This is a genomic window from Uliginosibacterium gangwonense DSM 18521 (genome assembly GCF_000373965.1).
Taxonomy (GTDB): domain Bacteria; phylum Pseudomonadota; class Gammaproteobacteria; order Burkholderiales; family Rhodocyclaceae; genus Uliginosibacterium; species Uliginosibacterium gangwonense.
The window spans coordinates 515166-535155 of the sequence record NZ_KB892834.1 but is presented as its reverse complement, the minus strand read 5'-3'; the positions used below and the strand labels follow the sequence as shown (position 1 = coordinate 535155).

The following is a 19990-nucleotide window of genomic DNA, read 5'->3' as shown; positions in this document are numbered from 1 at the left end:
CTATATCCGCCTGACGATTGCCGTTCTGGTGGGGCTGACACTCGCCATTGGCGGGGCAGGCTGGTTCTTTTTCGGGCCGCTGGCCGCCGTCAGCATGATGCTGCTCTTTGTACTGGCCCTGAGCACCCATCATCTGCGCAACATCGGCAAACTGCTCGACTGGGCGGCGGAGCCGATCGGCACACCGGTGCCGCGTGCCTTGGGCGTGTGGGATTATGCCTTTGCCTCCATCAACCGCCGCGCCCGGATCGCCTACGACCAACGCGAACGTCTGGTACAGGCACTCTCCCGCTTCCGTGAAGCCAGCCAGGCCATGCCGGACGGGGTGGTGTATCTGTCGGACCATTTCACCATCGAGTGGTGCAACCATACTGCCGAGCGCTTTTTGGGCATTGATGCCGAGCGCGACACCGGGCATGCCATCACCAACCTCGTGCGCCAGCCGGACTTTGTGAATTACCTGCGCCAAGGGGCATTTGAAGACCCCTTGCTGCTGCGCTCCTTACGCCAGGAAGGCTTGGTGCTGACCATCCAGGTCATTCCCTTCGGCAATGATCAGCAGATGATCCTGGCCCGTGACATTACCCAGCTTGAGCGGCTGGAAACCATGCGCCGGGATTTTGTGGCCAACGTTTCGCATGAGCTGAAAACGCCGCTCACCGTGGTTTCAGGCTTTATCGAAACCCTGATTGACGGGGGCGACGACTACCCCCTGGAACAACGCGAGCGCTTCCTCAACATGGCCATGGAGCAATCGCTGCGCATGCAACGCCTGATTGATGACCTACTCACCCTGTCTTCCCTTCAGGCAGCCAGCGTGGTGGTGAATGAGGAAGAAGTCGATGTGCAGGCGATGATTGCCGGTGTAGGGCGGGAGGCGGAGGCACTCTCTGGCGGGCGCCACCAGATCGAAGTCCTCCCCGGCCCTGCCGCCAAACTGCTGGGCTGTTCCAAAGAACTGCACAGCGCGTTTGCCAACCTTGCCAGCAATGCGGTGCGCTATACCCCGGAAGGGGGCAGCATCCGGCTGATCTGGCAACTTGCGGCCGATGGGAGTGGCTGCTTCAGCGTGGAAGACACCGGCATCGGCATCGAGCCCCAACACCTGCCACGCCTGACCGAACGTTTTTATCGTGTGGATCGCGGGCGCTCACGCGAAACGGGCGGCACGGGGCTGGGGTTGGCGATCGTCAAGCACATCCTCACCCGCCATCAAGGCGTGCTGGAAATCGCCAGCGAACCGGGCAAGGGCAGCCGCTTTACTGCACATCTGCCCGCACGCCGGGTGTTTCTTCCCGCACAAAGCTGACGCGATCAAAGTTCGCACCGCGTGAGACCAGCTTGTCCAGCCGCGCCTGCCAAGTCACGCCGTCAGCCATGACGGTGAGGCGCCGATCCGATTGGAACCAGCCCGCAGGAATCATCAGCGAGATTTCGGTCTTGAGCGCCGAAACAGGCGGGATGATGAAGCCCAACTTATACTGGTCCTTGATGCCTCGCTCATTACCCGCAATGCGCACCGCAACCACGGAAGGCGGGCCGGGCAGGATCGACACCCCGGCATTCAATTGCCCGCCCTGGCTGAACTGCAGCCAACTGATTTCAGCCAACAGCAGGTTTCCACTGTTGGGGATGCGCAACCCGATCAGCTGTCTGTGCTGGACTCTGGAATTGCCTTCCTGGCGGACCATCTTGAAGCCTGCGACCGACTGATCAATGATGTCCCAGGTCTCCAGCGTATAGCCTAGCTGTATGGCGCGGGCATCGATTTTGTCGTCACTCAGGTCTTGTCCATCCACGCGCTCACCCAAGGTCAGCATGGCCTCAGTACGGCTGTAATCCATGATGCGGGGGCGCCCGTCCTGCTCAAATGGCTTACCGGTAATGAAAAACGCAGCCGCTGCGGGGTCGATGCACACAATGGCCTGTTGGCTGGCACGGTGGCGGGGGAAGCGCCGCCCTGATGCAGCCAACCCCCAGGGGCGATACAGGGAGACCAGCAGACGTGCGCAGGCGGGCTGCACACAGTCATTGCCCAGCCCCAGCGAAGCTGCTGAAACGCCCTTTTTCAGCTGATTGACCACCGCCTGAATATGGCCTGCGAGCTTGGCCGTACTCAGGCTACGCGGATTGGAAGCAGCAGCGTTGGCATTGATCGGGCGCAAGCCGCAATCGGCATCCATATCCAACACGAAACCGGGGGTCTTGTCCTTGACTTCCAAGCCGTTCTGCAAGGCGCAGTAGGGCGCAAAGCGCTGCGCCCAGCGCACCAGCCAGGTAAATTCCCGTGGCGTGCGGCTATAGGGGCTGGCGGCATCAATCAGCAGCGCACTGACATAGCATTCCTTGGCGCTTTGGGCACCCCAGGTTTCATTCAGCGTATCGGCCACCCGGATGTCGGCAAAACCGCCGCGTTCTGCCGCCAGATATTGCTCATGCAGATCCTTCCACAATCCCACCGGCATTTCCCGGCGGGCACGGAAAAATTCAATCATGCAGAAAGTGTGATACTGGATGCGCCTTTGGGTTAGCAGCGTTTTTTGCTCATACAAGGCCGGATTGTTGGAGGTCGACACGCGTTGTGCAACAAACGCATAGTTGGTTGCGAGGATCGACCACAAACGCGTGACCTGCTGCAACACACTCTCTTCCTGGCTATCAGGCGGCAGCGGACGGGCAGCATAGCGCTTGGACGCCTCGCCCTGTACAAAATCGATGGTCTGGCGCGAGTGCTCCAGAACGTCCAGATGCCCCTTCGGGTCGGGCGACGCCACGGCCATACCTTCAAGCAACTCCAACAAGGCAACGGTGGCTTGGTCGACATTGGTCGCATTCAGACTATCGAGAAACGCCATGCATTGCTCGGCGTTATTGAAGTCGATGCTGTTTTTACTGCGTGTCAAAGTAAATTGCATGCGCCAACCATCCACGAAACAATACTTGCATGATCGCTTTGCCTGAAGCAAAACGCCTTGGAAAACCATTTGCCACCGGCCCAACTCCAACGCAGCGCATCGGGCAAAAGACGTCAGACCCATGTGGAGCCTAACGTGGCACAGATATATGGAGTATGGCAAATGCCACAGTTGACAACGGGAATCCGCCCGAATTTGCCCTTAGGGGAATGAGACACAAGGGTTTCCGACCGGAGGGGCGCATAAAGCCTTGAACGGCAAGGCCAAAAAAGACAAAAGCCCCGCAAATGCGAGGCTTTTTTGACACAGCGAAGAGGGTGGCAAGCCACCCTCCACAGCAGTGGGCTATTACATATCCATGCCCATGCCGCCCATACCACCCATACCGCCGGGCATACCGCCACCAGCAGGCTTGTCTTCCGGCAGTTCAGCAACCAGCGCGTCGGTGGTCAGGATCAGCGCAGCCACGGAAGCCGCGTTTTGCAGCGCGGAGCGGGTCACCTTGGCCGGGTCCAGCACACCCAGTTCAACCAGGTCGCCGTAGGTGCCGTTGGCAGCGTTGTAACCGTAGTTACCCTTGCCTTCCAGCACCTTGTTGATGACCACGGAGGGTTCGTCGCCAGCGTTGGCCACGATCTGGCGCAGCGGCTCTTCAATAGCGCGCAGCACGATCTTGATACCGGCTTCCTGATCAGCGTTGTCGCCCTTCAGATTGCCAATGGCAGCACGGGCACGCAGCAGCGCCACGCCGCCACCAGCCACAACGCCTTCTTCCACAGCGGCGCGGGTAGCGTGCAGCGCATCTTCCACGCGAGCCTTCTTTTCCTTCATTTCGACTTCGGTGGCGGCACCAACCTTGATCACAGCCACACCGCCAGCCAGCTTGGCCTTGCGCTCTTGCAGCTTTTCCTTGTCGTAGTCGGACGTGGAAGTTTCGATCAGAGCGTCGATCTGGGCAACGCGAGCCTGGATCGCATCAGCCTTGCCGATACCATCGATGATCGTGGTGTTTTCCTTCTCGACTTCGATACGCTTGGCTTGGCCCAAATCAGCCAGGGTAGCCTTCTCGAGCGACAGACCGACTTCTTCGGAGATCACTTGGCCACCAGTCAGGATGGCGATGTCTTCCAGCATAGCCTTGCGGCGGTCGCCAAAGCCAGGAGCCTTGACGGCCACAGTCTTCAGGATGCCACGGATGTTGTTCACCACCAGGGTAGCCAACGCTTCGCCTTCAACATCTTCAGCGATGATCAGCAGCGGGCGGCCAGCCTTGGCAACTTGCTCCAGCACCGGCAGCAGGTCACGAATGTTGGAAACCTTCTTGTCGAACAGCAGCACGAAGGGGTTTTCCATCGTGGCGATTTGACGTTCTTGGTTGTTGATGAAGTACGGGGACAGGTAGCCACGGTCGAATTGCATCCCTTCAACCACATCCAGCTCGTTGTCCAGGCTCTTGCCGTCTTCAACGGTGATCACGCCAGACTTGCCCACCTTGTCCATCGCGTCAGCGATGATCTTGCCGATGGATTCGTCGGAGTTGGCGGAGATCGAACCCACTTGGGCGATTTCCTTGCTGGTGGTCGTCGGCTTGGAAATCTTCTTGATTTCAGCAACGATTGCAGCCACAGCCTTGTCGATACCACGCTTCAGGTCGGCAGGGTTGAAACCAGCAGCCACATACTTGAAGCCTTCGCGCACAATGGCTTGAGCCAGCACGGTAGCGGTGGTGGTACCGTCACCGGCGTTGTCGGAGGTCTTGGAAGCCACTTCCTTGACCAATTGGGCGCCCATGTTTTCGAACTTGTCCTTCAGTTCGATTTCCTTGGCCACGGACACACCGTCCTTGGTCACGGTCGGGGCACCGAAGCTGCGCTCCAGAACCACGTTACGGCCCTTCGGGCCCAAGGTCACCTTGACGGCGTTGGCCAGAACGTTAACACCATTAACGATCTTGGCACGTGCGTCGTCGCCGAACAGAACTTGCTTAGCAGCCATGTCTTACTCCAAAAATATTGATAGGGGATCAAGCAGCAGGGGAGGCAATCAGGCCTCAACCACACCCATGATGTCTTCTTCGCGCATCACCAGCAGTTCCACGCCATCAACCTTCACGGTTTGGCCGGAGTACTTGCCGAACAGAACGCGATCACCCACCTTGACGTCCAACGCGCGCACTTCGCCGTTGTCCAGCTTCTTGCCATTACCCACGGCAACCACTTCGCCTTGATCAGGCTTTTCACCAGCAGAATCAGGGATCACGATGCCGGATGCAGTCTTGCGTTCAGCCTCAACGCGCTTGACGACCACGCGGTCGTGCAGGGGACGAATCTTCATATCCACTCCTGTAAGTCGAAGTAAAATCAATCAGTTAGGGCCAAAATGGCACCTCAGTTTCAGAGGGTCAGGGTCTTGCGACAGAGCACTTGTTAGCACTCTCCCTCGGGGAGTGCTAATAATAGGTGCGGACCAACCCGATTTCAAGAGCCCCGGGCAAGTGTTTTTTCGTTGGTGTGAGTAAGCAGATAAACCGAGCAATCTTGAGCAAATGAACTGAGCAATCAATTGTCATCCATCGGTACTCACTTCCCCTCGCATCTCTCTGTTTCAACCACCAGTCAATTCTGCAAACAAGTGTGAATGATGGTCGTATAGAATACTCCACTAAAGGAGTACGACCCATGTCTATCGACTTGTTTCCCAGCCCCCGTGCTTTGAGCGTCAAGTGCACGGCCATCCCCGAAGTAATGGGCGCCCCCGCCCTGGTGCCACTCAAGCTCGAAGGTCACGAAGGCATCAACAGCCTCTTCGAATACACCCTCACGCTGCAAACCCCGGATGCGCTCAACTTCAAAGCCGGGCTGGGGAGCAACTTCGCGCTGGAGAGTTTCATCGGTCAGGAGGTCAGCTGCCGGATCGAACTCGAAGGCTATGGGCACTTCATGGAAGGCTTGGCGGGGGCGGCGGGGGCGGTCAATCAAGGTGCAGGTGTGCGGGAGATCAACGCGCTCATCACCGATGCGCGTTTCCTGGGCGAAGACAGCCGCCATGCCTTGTATGAGCTGACTTTACGTCCCTGGCTCCACTTGGCGACCCTCACCACTGATTGCAAAGTCTTCCAGGACCAGACTCCGATCCAAGTGATCGACGCCGTGTTGGCTGACTATCCCTTTCCGGTCGACAAACGTCTGATCGAAACCTATCCCGTTCGAGACTACTGCGTTCAGTACAATGAAACGGACTACGAATTTCTCACCCGGCTCATGCAAGAGTGGGGGATCAATTACCATTTTGAGTATCAGGACAGCCATCACCGGCTGATTCTCTCCGACAGTAACAGTGCTTTTAAGCCCAGTACCAGCACTGCCTATCAGCAAATTGCGTACTATCCACCCGGCCACAAGATCGACAGCGAATACGTTCATGCTTTCCGCATCGACGAACAGCTCACCAGCGGCACTTACGCCAGTCGGGACTACGACTACACCCGCCCCAAAGCCACATTAGAGACTTCTGCCCAAGCCCCCCGCAACACTGCTCACAGCGACGCCGAACTCTACCGCTGGCAACAGAACAACTACAGCCAATCCAACGCAGGCGCCGACAAAGCCGCCAACCAGACCGAAGAGCAAGGTCAACACCTCGCACGGCTACGCATCCAGGCCCAACGCCAAAAGGGGCACCGCGCCCACGGCGAAGGCCACATCCGGGGCATTGCTCCAGGCCACAGCTTCACGCTCACCGGCCACCCCCAGGAAGCCGCCAACTGTGAATACGTCACGCTGGCCACCCACCTGACTATCGAAAACGTCAGCGAAGACACCCAGCGCACAGCGGGTACGGCAGGCATCACCAGTGCATTGAGCGCCTTGACCGACCCCCAACGCCTCACCGGCCAATGGCGCATCGTGACCCGGTTTGACGCCCAGCCCAGCACCGAAGCCCTGCGCCCCGAACTCCACCAAGCCAAACCCCGCACCCACGGCCCGGAAACAGCCCTGGTAACAGGCCCGGCAGGCGACACGGCCGAGAGCAACATTTACACCGACCAGTACGGCCGTATCAAGGTTCAATTCCCCTGGGATCGCTACGGCCAGAGGAACCAGAATAGTTCCTGCTGGGTACGGGTGGCCAACACCTGGGCAGGAAATCAACTCGGGGCGATGCACATCCCGCGAGTGGGGCAAGAGGTGATCATTGGCTTTATAGGCGGTGATGCTGACTTGCCGATCTGCATGGGGAATGTCTACAACCAGTTGAACATGCCGCCCTGGGCATTGCCCGCCCAACAAGCCTTGAGCGGCTTCAGAAGCCGGGAACTCACCTCGGGCGGCGGCAATGCAGCCAGTGGGCGCAGCAATCATCTTGTGCTCGATGACACCGATACAAAGATTCAGGCCCAGCTCAGAAGTGACCATCAGCACAGCCAGCTATCCCTCGGGCACATCACCCGCATTGAAGACAACGGCGGACGCAAAGACGCCCGAGGCCAAGGCTTTGAACTCAGAACCGATGGGCATGGCGCCTTGCGCGCCCAAGCCGGACTGCTGATTACCACCGAAGCCCGTCCTGGTGCGAAGGCCCATATCACCGACCTGGCCGAGACTGCCCAACGCCTCAGCCAAGGCCAGGACCTGCATGACACCCTGGGCGGCCTCGCCAAAGACCATCAGGCCCAGGAAGACAGCGATCAGGCCGAAGTCGTCAAAAGCCTCAAAGAGCAACACCAAGCCATCCAGGGTAGTGGAGGTGGCACGGGCGGCCAGAACGATGGCAACTTCCCCGAACTTGCTGAACCCCATCTCATCCTTGCCAGCCCCGCCGGGATTGAAAGCACCACGCCCAAGAGCACCCACCAGCACAGTGGCGAGCATCATGCCATCTCTGCGAGTGGGCATGTCAGCGTGGTAGCGGGGAAGAGTTGGCTCGTCAGTGTCAAAGAAGCCATTCGGATGTTTGCCTACAAGGCGGGGGTCAAACTCATTTCGGCCAAAGAGGATATTGACATCCAGGCACTACAGAAGAACATCAACCTGCTGGCCAAGTTGGAAATTACCCACACGGCCAACAAGATCACGATAACCGCCAAGGAAGAAGTATTGGTCAATGGTGGCGGCAGCTACACCAAATGGAGCGCTGGGGGGATTGAAATCGGCACCAGTGGCACCTGGGTCTCGCACGCGGCCAGTCACAGTATGCCGGGGCCCAGTAATGCACCGATATCCATTCCGCAGCTTGTTACCCACTCGGACAAGGAGATTGTCCAGCAGAATCAGGCAAGCTTTGTGTTCTCGCTGCTTTCACACGAACATACAGACCGCGCACGTGCCAATACCCCTTACAAGCTCTACAAAGACGGGGCATTTGTCGAACATGGCGTCACGGATGAATATGGGCAGGTGGCCATCAAGGATCACAAAGACAGCACCGCCCAGTACAAAGTCGTGCTCTATCACGGCGCGGAGTACCACATCCCTATCCACGAAAAGCTAGACCCCTCGCATCAGCGCAGTAATCAAGGTCATCGAGACCAGGACGCGTAAGAACTGTCGTTCCTTTTATTAAGAAGAGAGACACATGGCAGGAACAGAACAACTCGACACCCACCGCAACGTCACCGTCCATGCCGACAAACAAGGCTTGAGTGCCAAAAGCGGTGTGCAGTGGCTATTGGAAAAATCCAAGTATCCCATTGCTGAAATCAGCAGCGATAACGAGATCAATGTCTTCGTTTGCGGCCAGCAAGGTTTTGCCAGTATCTACGAAGACATTATGGCGGCAAAAACATCCGTGGACCTGGTTTGCTGGGGCTTTGACCCTGGCATGCCATTGATACGCGATGGGGGCCCTTGGCGCAAAGAGCACACCTACGGCGAGTTGCTCAAAGCCAAAGCTGCGGAAGGGGTGACGATACGGCTCCTAGTATGGTTCACCGAGGCCGGTTCTGCAAAACAACAAAGTCTGCTGGGATACTCCAGCGGCTCCTACATCGTTCCATGGCTCTACACACCGGGTCTTGAGACCGCCAAAAAGAACGAGACGCTCAGCATCAAGCAACAGCGCTCAAACTATTGCTTCCATTGGTGGAACGAGGTGCTCAGCAAATTGCATCACGGAATCGAGGTCAAATATCGAGAGGGAAACAGCAAGGCCGTCAAGCAATCTTTGGCCGAGCATGAAGACGCGACCGACAGCAGTACCTCGCAGTACGTCAGTTGGATCGACTCGGAGCAATCGCTGCTAGAAGGCTATGCCACCCACCACCAAAAGCCCATCATAATTGACTGGGGGGAAAAAGATGAGCAGGGCGATTACGCCGTGGGCTACATCATGGGGCTCAACAGCATCTCAGACTTTTGGGATACGGCAGCGCATCTATTCGACGACCCGAAACGCGAACCCGATTGGGAGGGCTCCAGTCACACCTCGTTGATGATCGGCAACACCCCGCTGAGCCGCGAACCGTATCGGGATTATGCTGCCCGGCTACGGGGCAGTGTGCTCAAAGGCGTGCATGACAATTTTGAGTTTGGCTGGAATAGTAAAGACACCAAAACCCTGACCCCTCGCAAGAGCTACAAAGCGCTGAAGGAAGCCCTGCCTCCACCACTCAAGGCCGAGCCCAAGAAGCCGTTCAAAGCCAATCCCAAGCATCCCTGCCAACTGCAAGTGCTGCGTACACATCCAGAAGCCGACCTGGACAAATCCATCAAGGCCGCCTACCTGCACGCCACCCGCCAAGCGCAAGACTACATCTACATCGAGCAACAATACTTCTTCTACGAGATCTGGGCACGCGAGTTTCAAAACAACCGCAAGGATTTCACCGCAGGTATTCAGAACGCAGGTTGGGACAAGGCACAGCACCCTATCCTGCACCTTTTCGTGGTGCTGCCCTGGCCTGAAGACCCCGGCATGGTGCCCCGCACCTACGACACGCTCAAGATGCTGGGCCATGCCAATAGCATGCCCCAGCAAGACCAGCGACTCAATACAGAAAACCAGACCTATCACCAGGACGAAGCGGCACTTAAAGAGAGTCAGTCCTACGATACAGGCACCCCTATTACACCCAGACGGTCGTCCCTGGCACAAGACGCAGACAACCTGCCTGCCGCCCAGACAGACAAAAACGGGGTGCTCTACCTTGTCGATGACAAGCAAAAAGACAAAGTGGGGCAGACGCTGGGGGTCAAGGCGCTGTTTTGTCGCATGGTGACCTACAACAGCACCGGCATCAAGGGTGTGTCCTACCGGGGCACCGACATCAACAAAGACCAGATTGCGGCCAACGACAACCTAAAAAAAGCCGCCGACGTGGTTAAAGAAACAGACGTGATGTACCGCCAGATCTATATCCACAGCAAACTCATGATCACGGACGACCAGTGGTTCACCCTGGGCAGCGCCAACCTCAACCAGCGCAGCATGGCTGTGGATTCCGAGTTGAATGTCGGCTGCGCCCACCCTGCCACCGCACAGGACTTGCGGCAAGAGGTATGGGGCATGATGACTGGTTGGGATATCGATGCGACTGGCGGCACAGGCGGCCAAGAGGCGATTGCAACCGCATTTAAACAATGGAAGGCTATTTCAACCCAAAATGGGCAAAAGATGGATCATAAGCACCCCCCCGCGAGCGGTTTTATTGTTCCTTTTGTCGATAACCGAAAAAGTACATTCCGCCATGGATAAATCCTTCTCACTGCGTGCGCTACGCTACCTGCTGGTGGCATGGCTGAGCCTGAGTGGCAATGCCCAGGCATTTGACTGGAACTCACTGAAACCGCGAGCCTTGACGATGAACCCCTTTAGCGCCCAATCTCCACTGTCTGAGCTGGACCCCGCCCAAAATGGCAAAGTCTTGCCGCGTAACGTCAATCTGAGAACCTTCAACCCCCACCGCAAAGACTTCAGTTGCGTGCATGAGGCGGATAAGGTGCCACCCCTCGCTGCGCAAGCCGAGGCCCTGTATCAACAAGCCCTCAAGCTCACCAGCCCTGGCGATTGGCCGGACGGGCAGGACTGGCCCCAAGCCATGGCGCTTGCCCGCCAAGCCGCCGAACTCAAGCATTGGAAGGCTATCATCTTTGTGGCCGGTACGCTGAGCACCGGTGCGGGGCAGGGCAAATACCGCGTGCCCCGCGACACGGAAGCTGCCGTCAAGATGGTGGAATACGGCATGCAACTAGGCATCCCGGCCGCATTTGACCTGATGGGCACCTTCCACCAGGACGGCACGGGGGTCAAGCAGGACATCAGCCGCGCCTATGCGTTATGGGAGATTGCCGCCGACCTGGGCAACGCGGATGCACAGGCCTTTTTAGGGACAAAATTCTCGGCAGTCTATGATCGCCCGCCTGAGAGATGGGCCAATGTCCCCGTATCCAAAGCAATGTTGGAATGTGCCTATGCGCAGGGCAATGCGGTGGGCGCGTTTGAATTGGGCACACATTTAGAAAATGTGGAGGCGGACTTGATTCCAGACGCCCAGGCCGCCAAAGCCGCTTATGCACGTGCCCTCCAGATATTGCATGATGCGGTCAAATTTGGTTCGGAGGAGGCCACTTCGTATATGTCAGCAGCCTTTCATTCAGGCTCGCTCCTTGTAGGCCGCGCCAAAGACCTTGCCCGCGCAGAGCGTTATTCGGTGTTGGACGATGCGCTCTTCAACAACCCGGACCTGCGTTTTCCCAACCTGGACAAGGTTTTACCCTTGCCACCGGCCCGATTGCCCAAGTGGGATGGTGACAAGCAAAAACTCATTGATGCCGCCAAAGGCGCGATACCGGCACCCAAGCCGGTTCCGGCTCACCCCAACACCAGTCTGGCAGATCCGGCCTACCACATTCCCGCAGGCTACACTTTACCGAAGGCGCCACGTGACAGCCTGCAAGGCTACATGCACAAGGCGAGCATGGCGGGGTTCTGGCAGCCCAGTCTTCCCCTCGACGTCACCGAGGACCGCTCCCGCGCAGCCGCGCAGCGCTTGAACGCATTGCCCGCCCGTCGCTACGCAGCCGGTGAGGCACTCGCCAGTTTTGAGGCCCTGCACTACGCGACAGGCGTGCACACAGACTGGCACGACCTCTCCCGCAACCAACTCCAAGGCATGGTCTGGCACTACTTTGGCGAGCCGATTCCCTTGGCCCCTGCTGCGTCGCACCCCTTGGTGCAACGCAAGGTCGCCATTGAAATTGTCATGCCGCAAGAGTCCGTGACCTGCGCCGGTAACCGCCCCTGCCCACGTACCGGTGTCTGGTACGCCTTTACCGATCCCAAACACCCGCTTGCCCAAGTTTTTAGGCAAGTCTTCAAGCACCCCATGCTCAATCAAGCCTATGTTGAAGCAGGCAACGCCTTCCCCAGCCCGGCCTATCTGGATATCAAGCCGGATGCCATCACCTGGGAATGGCTCGGCCAGGAAAACGATGTGGACAGCAGTGGCTTTAAGCGTGTGACGCTGGGGTAAATGCAGACGCCCAGGCCACCAAAATCCTTGCCCACATCATGTCTTCAACCAGCCCGACGGCGTTAGAAACGGCAGGCAATCCCCCGACACCTGAACGCTCGCAGCGTGTCAAATCCTCCCGTCTATTGCGTGATGGTCTGGAACTCTTGCAGCTCAGGCAGCACAACGTGGAGGTGTCTGCCTGAGTGAGCAGTACCTGGGGATTACCCAACACTATCGTTTTCGGTGTAAGGCGGGACATGAATGGGAGGCCACCCCCTGCAGTGCTGCAGGCACATAGGGCAGTTCGCTGACGCGGATCTACAGGAGTGGAAACATCGCTTCCCCCTGCCACATCGGCAAGCCTTCATCGGCCCGCGCCACGGGTTTGCCGAACCAGGAGGTAAGCGGGTCTTCCGGCGGGCGGAAACCACCCAGCATAGCAATCGGGGCGGAGCGCAGTTTTCCGCGTAATTCATCAAAGCTGGCCTAGACTTGCGGTATCATGAAGGTGTATCCACAAAAAGCATGGGGCGCATTATATGCGCCCCATGTACCAGCCTGTAGCCCTGCGTGGATCAGAACACCACACCGGCTCTGAGAATCACGTTGGCATATCCTGAGAATTCGCCACTGCGCACAATGGCCTTAGCCTTGGCGCTGATTGCCTTGAATTCTTCGTGCGGTACTTCACTGATCGGCACCCCGGCGAGGCGTTCGTGTAGCGCCGCGTTTACTGGCGGATTCTTCTGCGCCAACTCGGTGGCGACTACGGCGGCTTCGACCTGCATTTCGCTCAGCACGACCCGCAATACGTCGTCAAAACGCGGCACATTTGCGGTCAATGCCAGATCGATACGTGCGGGGCCGTCGGGAATCGGCAGGCCTGCGTCGCCAATCACAATCATGTCGCCATGGCCGAGACGGGCAATGACGGCGGAGAGTTCGGCATGCAGCAAGGTGGTTTTTTTCATGATCTTGTCTCCCCTTTATTGAGAATAAATTCTCAGTTTAAATTTCCAGTTCACGCCGGTACGGAATGGCAGGCTGCGCACCGTGGCGCGTCACGCAGATGGCGCTGGCACGTTGGCCGAGGGCCACAGCAGCATCAATGCTCATGCCTTCGACCAACCCGTTGCAGACGCCGCCGATAAAGGTGTCGCCCGCTGCCGTGGTATCCACCGCTTGAACCTTTTGGGCCTCGATATGCCGTTCGCCTTGCGCCTCGGCAATCACCACGCCCTTGTCGCCCAGGGTTAGCAGCACACAGCTCGGGCCACGGTCACGCAACTGGCGGGCCACGCTCATGGCGCTGGCTACATCGGTGACCTCGCGTCCGGCCAGCAGCGCAGCTTCGGTTTCATTGGGCACCAGGATGTCGACCTGGCGCAGGAATTCTTCGCTCAAGGCACAGGCCGGGGCCGGGTTGAGCAGCACGGGCACACCGGCCTTGCGGGCCATGCGCATGGCGTATTCGACCACCGGCAGCGGCACTTCCAGCTGCACCACCAGCATGGCGGCAGAGGCGATAGCCTCGGCGGCCTTGTCGATATCTGCTGTGCTCAGGGTGGCATTGGCGCCGGGCGCCAGAATGATGCGGTTCTCGCCAATATCTTCAACCAGGATCATGGCAACCCCGGTCTGGGCGGCAGACTGCTCCAGATGGCTCACATCGATGCCATCGCTGCGCAGGCCCTCACGCAGGGTCTGGCCAAAGCCATCCTGCCCGACCTGCCCGATCATGATGACCTGGGCACCTAGGCGCGCGCAGGCCACGGCTTGATTGGCACCCTTGCCACCGGGCAGGGTGGCGAATTCATGGCCGAACATGGTTTCGCCGCCTTGTGGCACACGCGGGGTGCGCATCACCAGGTCCATGTTCAGGCTGCCCACCACGACAATGGGCTTGCCTCGTTGTTTGCTCAAATCGATTTGATTCATGTTCTTGCCTACGCAGATTGGGTATAGGGGGCGGTGGAGCCGCGTACCTTGAGGCGCGGGTCCAGTATTACGCGGCGCACGGTGCTGCGGGTGCCATCCATGCGCTCAAAAAGCAGTTCTGCGGCCAGCTCGCCAATTTTCACCTTGGGCTGCACCACGGTGGTCAGCGGGGGTGTGGAGTAGGCGGCCAGTTCAATATCGTCATAACCTACAATCGAGATATCCCCCGGCACAGACAGCCCCGCCTCGCGGGCAGCGGCCATGGCCCCGATGGCCATCAGGTCGTTGCACACAAACACCGCAGAAGGCCGTGGATGACGCTTGAGTAGGGCCTGCATGGCTTGGTAGCCACTGCGCGAGGAGAAATCGCCACGCTCCAGGTCTCCTTCCTTGCGGGCCAGCCCTGCTTGCGCCAATGCACGTTTCCAACCTGCACGGCGCTGTGTGCTGGGCGACAGACCCGCCGGGCCGCTGATGCAATATACATAGGGGTGACCCAGTTCCAACAGGTGCTGAGTCGCCAGATGGCCGCCGGTGATGTTATCGACCTCCACCAGATCGCACTCCACACCGCTGACTTCGCGGTCGACCAGCACCAGGGGGATCTTGAGTTCGCCAATGCTCTGGCGCACCACCACGTCGCTGCCGCTGGCCACCACGATCAGCCCATCGATGCGCTTTTCGGTCAGGGTGCGGAAGTAGCTCGCCTGCCGGTCGGCATCGTCATTGGAATTGCATAGGATGAGGTTATAGCCTGCGGCAAAGCAGCGCCCCTCCAGCCCACGGATGATTTCCGCAAAATAAGGGTTGGAGTTGTTCGGGATCACCACCCCGAAGGTATGGGTCACATTGTGCTTGAGGCTGCGGGCCACGGCGCTGGGCACATAGCCCAGGGCCGATACCGCTTCCTCAACCCGCTCCCGCGCAGCCTCGCTCACAAACCGTGTGCCGTTGACCACGTGGGATACCGTGGTGACCGACACCCCGGCACGCGCTGCTACATCCTTGATGTTTGCCATGCTGGCAACACCGCCGTATTAACTGCGGCGGTTCCTCCTCCGCTCACGATACATATCCAGGATCACCGCCACGATGATCACGCAGCCGGTGATGATCCGCTTGGTCGGCTCGCTTGCGCCCACCTGCGCCAGCCCGGCTTCCAGCACCGAGATCACCAGCACGCCAAAGAAAGTGCTGATGACCGAGCCACGCCCGCCCATGAGGCTGGTGCCGCCAATGACCACCGAGGCAATCACCACCAGTTCGGCGCCGATCCCGGCATTGGGGTCGGCCGCTTCCAGACGGGAAGCCTGGATGATACCGGCAAGCCCGGCCATAAGGCCAAGAATGGCATACACCGCCACCTTGATCGGGCGCGGGTCGACACCGGCCAGCCGCATGGCTTCCTCATTGGTGCCGATGCCGATCATGTAGCGGCCAAATACCGAGCGTGTGAGCACCAGATGCGCACCAATCACAATGGCAATCGCCATGATGAAAGCGGGCGACACCCCACCCAGCATGGGCGAACTCAACCACTCGATGGCGCCACCAATGTATTGGGTGCGCGAGCCGGTAGCGATGTAGGCAGAGCCCCGGGCGATTTCCAGCATGCCCAGGGTGACGATGAAGGCAGGCAGACACCAAGCTACCGAAATGATGCCGTTCAGCGCCCCAGCGAGCAGGCCCACGCCCATTGCCACGAAGATCGCCAGATACAGCGGCCATTGCCACTGCACCATGGCGATGCCTGCCACCGCAGCGGCCAACGCCATGACCGAGCCGACCGACAGGTCGATCCCAGCGATGATGAGCACATAGGTCATGCCCACCGCCATGATGGCAATGGCCGGAATGTCATTGGCAATTGTCACAAAAGTGCTGACGGAGAAGAAGTATTCGCTCAGCGAACCGAAGAGCGCCACCATCGCCACCAACGCAATCACCAGACCGATGTAGTTGCCCAGCGCGCCGCGCAATGTACTCCTGAAGCCAGGAGAAACCGATTTTGAAGTCATATCGCTCATAGAAACCTCAGTGTTGCGAGCCCGCTTCGGGCTGTGCGTTGCCTGTGCCAAGATAGCCGCTGAAGGCTGCTTCCAGCAGATTGTGCTGGGTCCACTGGCCACGCTCGAAAATACTCACCAGCCGCCCGGCGCTCATCACCGCAATGCGGTCGCAAACCGACATCAGTTCGCGCAAATCGCTGGACACCATCAGCAAGCCTTTACCAGCGGCGGCAAGCTTATCCATCTGTGCATAAATGTCGGCACGTGCACCGATGTCGACCCCACGGGTTGGCTCATCGAGCAGCAAGACCTTGCAGTCACGGTGCAGCCAGCGCGCAAAAATCACCTTCTGCTGATTGCCGCCGGAAAGCTCGCCCACCGGCTGTTCGATGGAATAGGCCTTGATGGCCAGCGTATCGCGCAAGGCGCCTACCTGCTGGCGTTCGCTCGCCGGTTGCCACCAGCCCTTGCGGAATACCGCTGCCATATTCGCCAGCGTGGTATTGACGCGGATCGACTGGGTCAGCAGCAAGCCCTGGGCCTTGCGGTCTTCGGTGACCAGACCGATACCCTGGCGCACGGCTGAAACCGGGCTGCTGATGTGGGCCGGTGTGCTTGATCCATCCAGGAAAATATCACCGGCATCAGCGTGGTCGGCACCGTAGATTAGGCGCAACAACTCGGTGCGCCCCGCGCCTACCAAGCCCGCCACGCCTAGCACTTCACCTGCATGCAATGACAATGACACATCCTGCACCGCCTTGCCACGCGACAGGCCACGCACCGAGAGCACTTCCTTGCCTGCCGGGCGACGTGGGCGATCCAATTCTTCACGCACATCGCGCCCCACCATCAGGCGCACGATGTCGTCCTGCGTCATCTCCGGCATCGGGCGGGTATCGATATGCCGCCCATCGCGCAGCACCATCACACGGTCTGCAATTTGCGCGAGTTCATCCAGGCGGTGGGAAATATAGATGATGCCCACCCCGCGCGCCTTGAGCGCAGCGATCTGGGTGAAGAGGTGCTCAATCTCGCGGCTGGTCAGCGTGGCCGTGGGTTCGTCCAGAATCAACAGGCGGCAATCCCCCACAAGGTTGCGGGCGATTTCAACCATCTGCTGATGGCCCACGCCCAGCTCACCTACAGGGGTACGCGGATCGATGTAATCCAAGCCGATGGTGGCCATCTGGCGGCGGGCCAGTTCATTGAGTTCGTTGCGGCGGATGAACCCACTCCTGCTGGGCAGGTGATCCAGCAACAGATTCTCGGCCACGGTAAGGGTGGAAACCAGGCCCAACTCCTGCAACACCATGCGTACCCCCAGGCGTTCGGCTTCGTGGCGCGATGCGGGTGCATACGGGGTTTCGCCCAACATCAGGCGCCCCGTGGTGGGCTCGGTCAAACCGGCAATGATCTTGGACAGGGTGCTCTTGCCAGCACCGTTTTCCCCCGTCAAGGCCAATACCTCGCCTGCATACAGGTCGAAGCTTACGCCGCTAAGCACCGGGGTGACATAAGTCTTGCCAAGACCCTCGCCACGTAACAAAGGCATCGGGTTCATGCATTACTCCGGCATACCGCAACAGCATTGCGCCGCTGCGGTATGCCCATCAAGACTTACTTGGTAACCAGATCAACCTTGGTTTCAACTGCAGCAGGCAGATCCTTCTGCGACTTCTTGGCCTTGATTGCATTCAGCGCGGTTTCAATGCCGAACACGGCTTGCTTGGCTGCATATTGATCCGCCGTGGCAAGCACCTTGCCATCCTTCAGCAGCGGCTTGATGGCATTGATGTTGTCATAACCCACGACCTTCACCTGACCAGCCTTGCCCGCCGTCTTCACCGCCGCCACGGCACCCAGGGCCATGTTGTCGTTACCACACAGCAATGCCTTCAGATCGGGGTTTTCACGCAGCATGGCGCTGGCGACGAGGTTGCCCTTTTCCATTTCCCACTGGCCGGATTGCACACCCACCACCTTCACCTTGGCAGCCGCCATGGCATCCTGGAAGCCTGCGGTACGTTGCTGGGCGTTGAACGTGGTCGACACCCCTTCGAGGATACCAACCTTGTCGCCAGCCTTCAGTTGCTTGGCCAGATAGTCACCCACCAGACGGGCACCCTTGCGGTTATCCGGGCCTACGAAAGGCACGACCAAGCCTTTTTCCTTCAGCGCTGCTTCGTCGAGCTTGTTGTCGATATTGACCACCAGCACGCCCTTGTCCACAGCTTCCTTCACCACCGGCACCAGCGCCTTGGAATCTGCCGGGGCCAGCACAATGGCATCAACCTTTTCCACAATCATCTGCTGGATGATCTTGATCTGTGCGGTGGTGTCGGTTTCGTCCTTGATACCGTTGGCAATCAGCCCATATTCAGCAGCGTGCTGCTTCTGGTGAGCCTTGGCACCCTCTTCCATGGTCTGGAAGAACTCATTGGCCAGCGACTTCATCACCAAGGCCACCTTGGGCTTGCCACCTTCGGCAGCCATGGCCTGCGACATCGGGAATGCGGCGAGTACGGCCATCACGGCCAGCGACTTGAGAGCAAAGCGACGAGTAATCATGGAACGCTCCTTTGATGTTCTTCCGCCCGGTATATGTGGATAAGTCGTCAAGGGCAACAGCCCTTCACAAAGTTTGCGCCGTCCAGGCAAACGTTTGCGCAAACGTTTGCGTAATTATTAGTGAGTTCATTTCGGGAAGCAAGAACAAAATGAATAAGGGGAAACCCGAGGCCAACAAACCCCGGATTTCCCCTCTTTAGAAGCAGTGCATGGTCGTGCAAGGATGCGGTCAAAGCACAAGCCGGGGTCCGCCAAAGGGCGTGCTCTCAACCTGCATCACAGCAATGGCTGGCAGATGGCCGGAAAGAGACTACCGTCATTCCTGAGTGTAGGATAAACGATTGCAACCGGAAGCCAACCTGACTGTTAGTGAATCCAGTCAGGCACTGACTTTTTCTACACCATAGGTAGCCATTTTCAATGAAACGCGTGTCGATCAATTATGCGATAGCCGTTGGCACTATCTGGGTCAACATCCCGGTGATACCTCTAATGTTCACACCCATATGTTTTTGGATACTTCTGCTGGCGCCGAACCCCGACCACCCGGCAACTCCAAAAGAGCTAGGGGTTCTGTTGGCCCTGTTCGTTTTGGGGTTCGTTATCGCTTGGTCCTGGTGGTCCTACGCGGTGCCCAGATGGCGTATTTGGGCCTATGGGAGAGTGGACGACATTGCAGCACTGAAGACTCGGGCTGTTCAAGTGGGACTCACATGGCCTGATGGCTACGTATTTGAACGTACGGAATGCAAGCCGAAAGATCAGGTCAAACGAGCGCGTGAGCTTGACCGGTAAGACAAGGCCGTAACCCGGAATGAATGTTTAAATTGTAGGCCAGAAAAGCACAGTGCCTTCTGACGTATGACGGCTATGCGAACCGACGGCATGCGTCGGATGACGCCTACGGCTGATCCGATCGACTCCGGGTTACGGGGACCGAGCAGTATGCAATTGCCATTCTACATTGGCACATAACGCCCATCACGCCCTATTGCCAAAAGGCGTTGGGAAATGCCTACGGCTTTCCCAACCACGCTGTATCGCACAACTTTCAAACATTGAAAGAAACACGCGACACGGTAACTATATGCTTAAGTTTGATATTG

General features: G+C 58.3%; 13 protein-coding genes. 4 read left to right on the top strand and 9 right to left on the bottom strand.

The window, feature by feature from the left end; translation table 11 throughout:
- The first annotated feature begins 28 nt into the window (after positions 1-28).
- Entirely contained in the window at positions 29-1309 is a 1281-nt protein-coding gene (phoR, locus tag B145_RS0102450) for a phosphate regulon sensor histidine kinase PhoR (RefSeq protein WP_018604942.1), read from the top strand.
- Here the strand turns inward: phoR and B145_RS24145 are convergent.
- The 3 genes from B145_RS24145 to groES form a co-directional block, all read right to left on the bottom strand.
- Positions 1260-2915 carry a hypothetical protein gene (locus B145_RS24145; protein ID WP_157288233.1) on the bottom strand — a complete coding sequence of 552 codons (1656 nt, stop codon included), beginning with the start codon at positions 2913-2915 and terminating at the stop codon, positions 1260-1262. The two genes, phoR and B145_RS24145, sit on opposite strands and share 50 nt — an antisense overlap.
- Before the next feature lie 348 nt (positions 2916-3263).
- Positions 3264-4910 carry a chaperonin GroEL gene (gene groL / locus B145_RS0102440; protein ID WP_018604937.1) on the bottom strand — a complete coding sequence of 549 codons (1647 nt, stop codon included), beginning with the start codon at positions 4908-4910 and terminating at the stop codon, positions 3264-3266.
- Between the two features lie 48 nt (positions 4911-4958).
- On the bottom strand, positions 4959-5249 hold the full coding sequence (gene groES, locus B145_RS0102435; RefSeq protein WP_018604934.1) for a co-chaperone GroES: 291 nt from the start codon (positions 5247-5249) through the stop codon (positions 4959-4961).
- Between the two features lie 344 nt (positions 5250-5593).
- Here groES and B145_RS0102430 point away from each other — a divergent pair, with 344 nt between their 5' ends.
- Genes B145_RS0102430 through B145_RS0102420 form a run of 3 tightly spaced genes read left to right on the top strand, consistent with a single transcriptional unit; the run spans position 5594 to position 12384 of the window.
- Positions 5594-8455, top strand: coding sequence for a type VI secretion system Vgr family protein (locus tag B145_RS0102430; RefSeq protein ID WP_018604932.1), 2862 nt, complete (start codon positions 5594-5596; stop codon positions 8453-8455).
- 34 nt (positions 8456-8489) lie between these two features.
- The gene (locus B145_RS0102425) at positions 8490-10607 is read left to right on the top strand and encodes a phospholipase D-like domain-containing protein (protein ID WP_018604930.1); all 2118 of its coding nucleotides are present in this window, start codon (positions 8490-8492) and stop codon (positions 10605-10607) included.
- Positions 10600-12384: an SEL1-like repeat protein gene (locus tag B145_RS0102420; RefSeq protein WP_018604929.1), complete on the top strand. Its 1785-nt coding sequence runs from the start codon at positions 10600-10602 to the stop codon at positions 12382-12384. The genes B145_RS0102425 and B145_RS0102420 overlap by 8 nt, the downstream gene beginning before the upstream one ends.
- Before the next feature lie 557 nt (positions 12385-12941).
- Here B145_RS0102420 and rbsD read toward each other — a convergent pair.
- From rbsD to B145_RS0102385, 6 genes are read right to left on the bottom strand one after another with little or no spacing between them, the layout of a single operon-like run.
- Complete coding sequence (gene rbsD, locus B145_RS0102410) at positions 12942-13337, bottom strand: D-ribose pyranase (protein WP_018604927.1); 396 nt, start codon at positions 13335-13337, stop codon at positions 12942-12944.
- Positions 13338-13374: 37 nt separating this feature from the next.
- Entirely contained in the window at positions 13375-14304 is a 930-nt protein-coding gene (gene rbsK, locus B145_RS0102405; RefSeq protein ID WP_018604926.1) for a ribokinase, read from the bottom strand.
- An 8-nt stretch (positions 14305-14312) separates the two neighbouring features.
- Complete coding sequence (locus B145_RS0102400) at positions 14313-15323, bottom strand: LacI family DNA-binding transcriptional regulator (protein WP_018604925.1); 1011 nt, start codon at positions 15321-15323, stop codon at positions 14313-14315.
- Positions 15324-15341: 18 nt separating this feature from the next.
- Positions 15342-16331, bottom strand: a complete 990-nt coding sequence (locus B145_RS0102395; protein ID WP_211209734.1) for an ABC transporter permease — start codon at positions 16329-16331, stop codon at positions 15342-15344.
- Between the two features lie 7 nt (positions 16332-16338).
- Complete coding sequence (locus tag B145_RS0102390) at positions 16339-17877, bottom strand: sugar ABC transporter ATP-binding protein (RefSeq protein WP_018604921.1); 1539 nt, start codon at positions 17875-17877, stop codon at positions 16339-16341.
- Positions 17878-17933: 56 nt separating this feature from the next.
- Positions 17934-18884 (bottom strand): sugar ABC transporter substrate-binding protein, encoded by a 951-nt coding sequence (locus tag B145_RS0102385; RefSeq protein ID WP_018604919.1) that lies wholly within the window; start codon positions 18882-18884, stop codon positions 17934-17936.
- Positions 18885-19990: the final 1106 nt, after the last annotated feature.

What these genes read in the sequence shown, in the direction of transcription:
- B145_RS0102430 (WP_018604932.1), top strand. Translation starts at nt 5,594, where the DNA reads ATGTCTATCGACTTGTTTCCCAGCCCCCGTGCTTTGAGCGTCAAGTGC.
- B145_RS0102390 (WP_018604921.1), bottom strand. Translation starts at nt 17,877, where the DNA reads ATGAACCCGATGCCTTTGTTACGTGGCGAGGGTCTTGGCAAGACTTAT.
- groL (WP_018604937.1), bottom strand. Translation starts at nt 4,910, where the DNA reads ATGGCTGCTAAGCAAGTTCTGTTCGGCGACGACGCACGTGCCAAGATC.
- rbsD (WP_018604927.1), bottom strand. Translation starts at nt 13,337, where the DNA reads ATGAAAAAAACCACCTTGCTGCATGCCGAACTCTCCGCCGTCATTGCC.
- rbsK (WP_018604926.1), bottom strand. Translation starts at nt 14,304, where the DNA reads ATGAATCAAATCGATTTGAGCAAACAACGAGGCAAGCCCATTGTCGTG.
- B145_RS0102385 (WP_018604919.1), bottom strand. Translation starts at nt 18,884, where the DNA reads ATGATTACTCGTCGCTTTGCTCTCAAGTCGCTGGCCGTGATGGCCGTA.
- B145_RS0102425 (WP_018604930.1), top strand. Translation starts at nt 8,490, where the DNA reads ATGGCAGGAACAGAACAACTCGACACCCACCGCAACGTCACCGTCCAT.
- B145_RS24145 (WP_157288233.1), bottom strand. Translation starts at nt 2,915, where the DNA reads ATGCAATTTACTTTGACACGCAGTAAAAACAGCATCGACTTCAATAAC.
- B145_RS0102395 (WP_211209734.1), bottom strand. Translation starts at nt 16,331, where the DNA reads ATGAGCGATATGACTTCAAAATCGGTTTCTCCTGGCTTCAGGAGTACA.
- B145_RS0102420 (WP_018604929.1), top strand. Translation starts at nt 10,600, where the DNA reads ATGGATAAATCCTTCTCACTGCGTGCGCTACGCTACCTGCTGGTGGCA.
- B145_RS0102400 (WP_018604925.1), bottom strand. Translation starts at nt 15,323, where the DNA reads ATGGCAAACATCAAGGATGTAGCAGCGCGTGCCGGGGTGTCGGTCACC.
- groES (WP_018604934.1), bottom strand. Translation starts at nt 5,249, where the DNA reads ATGAAGATTCGTCCCCTGCACGACCGCGTGGTCGTCAAGCGCGTTGAG.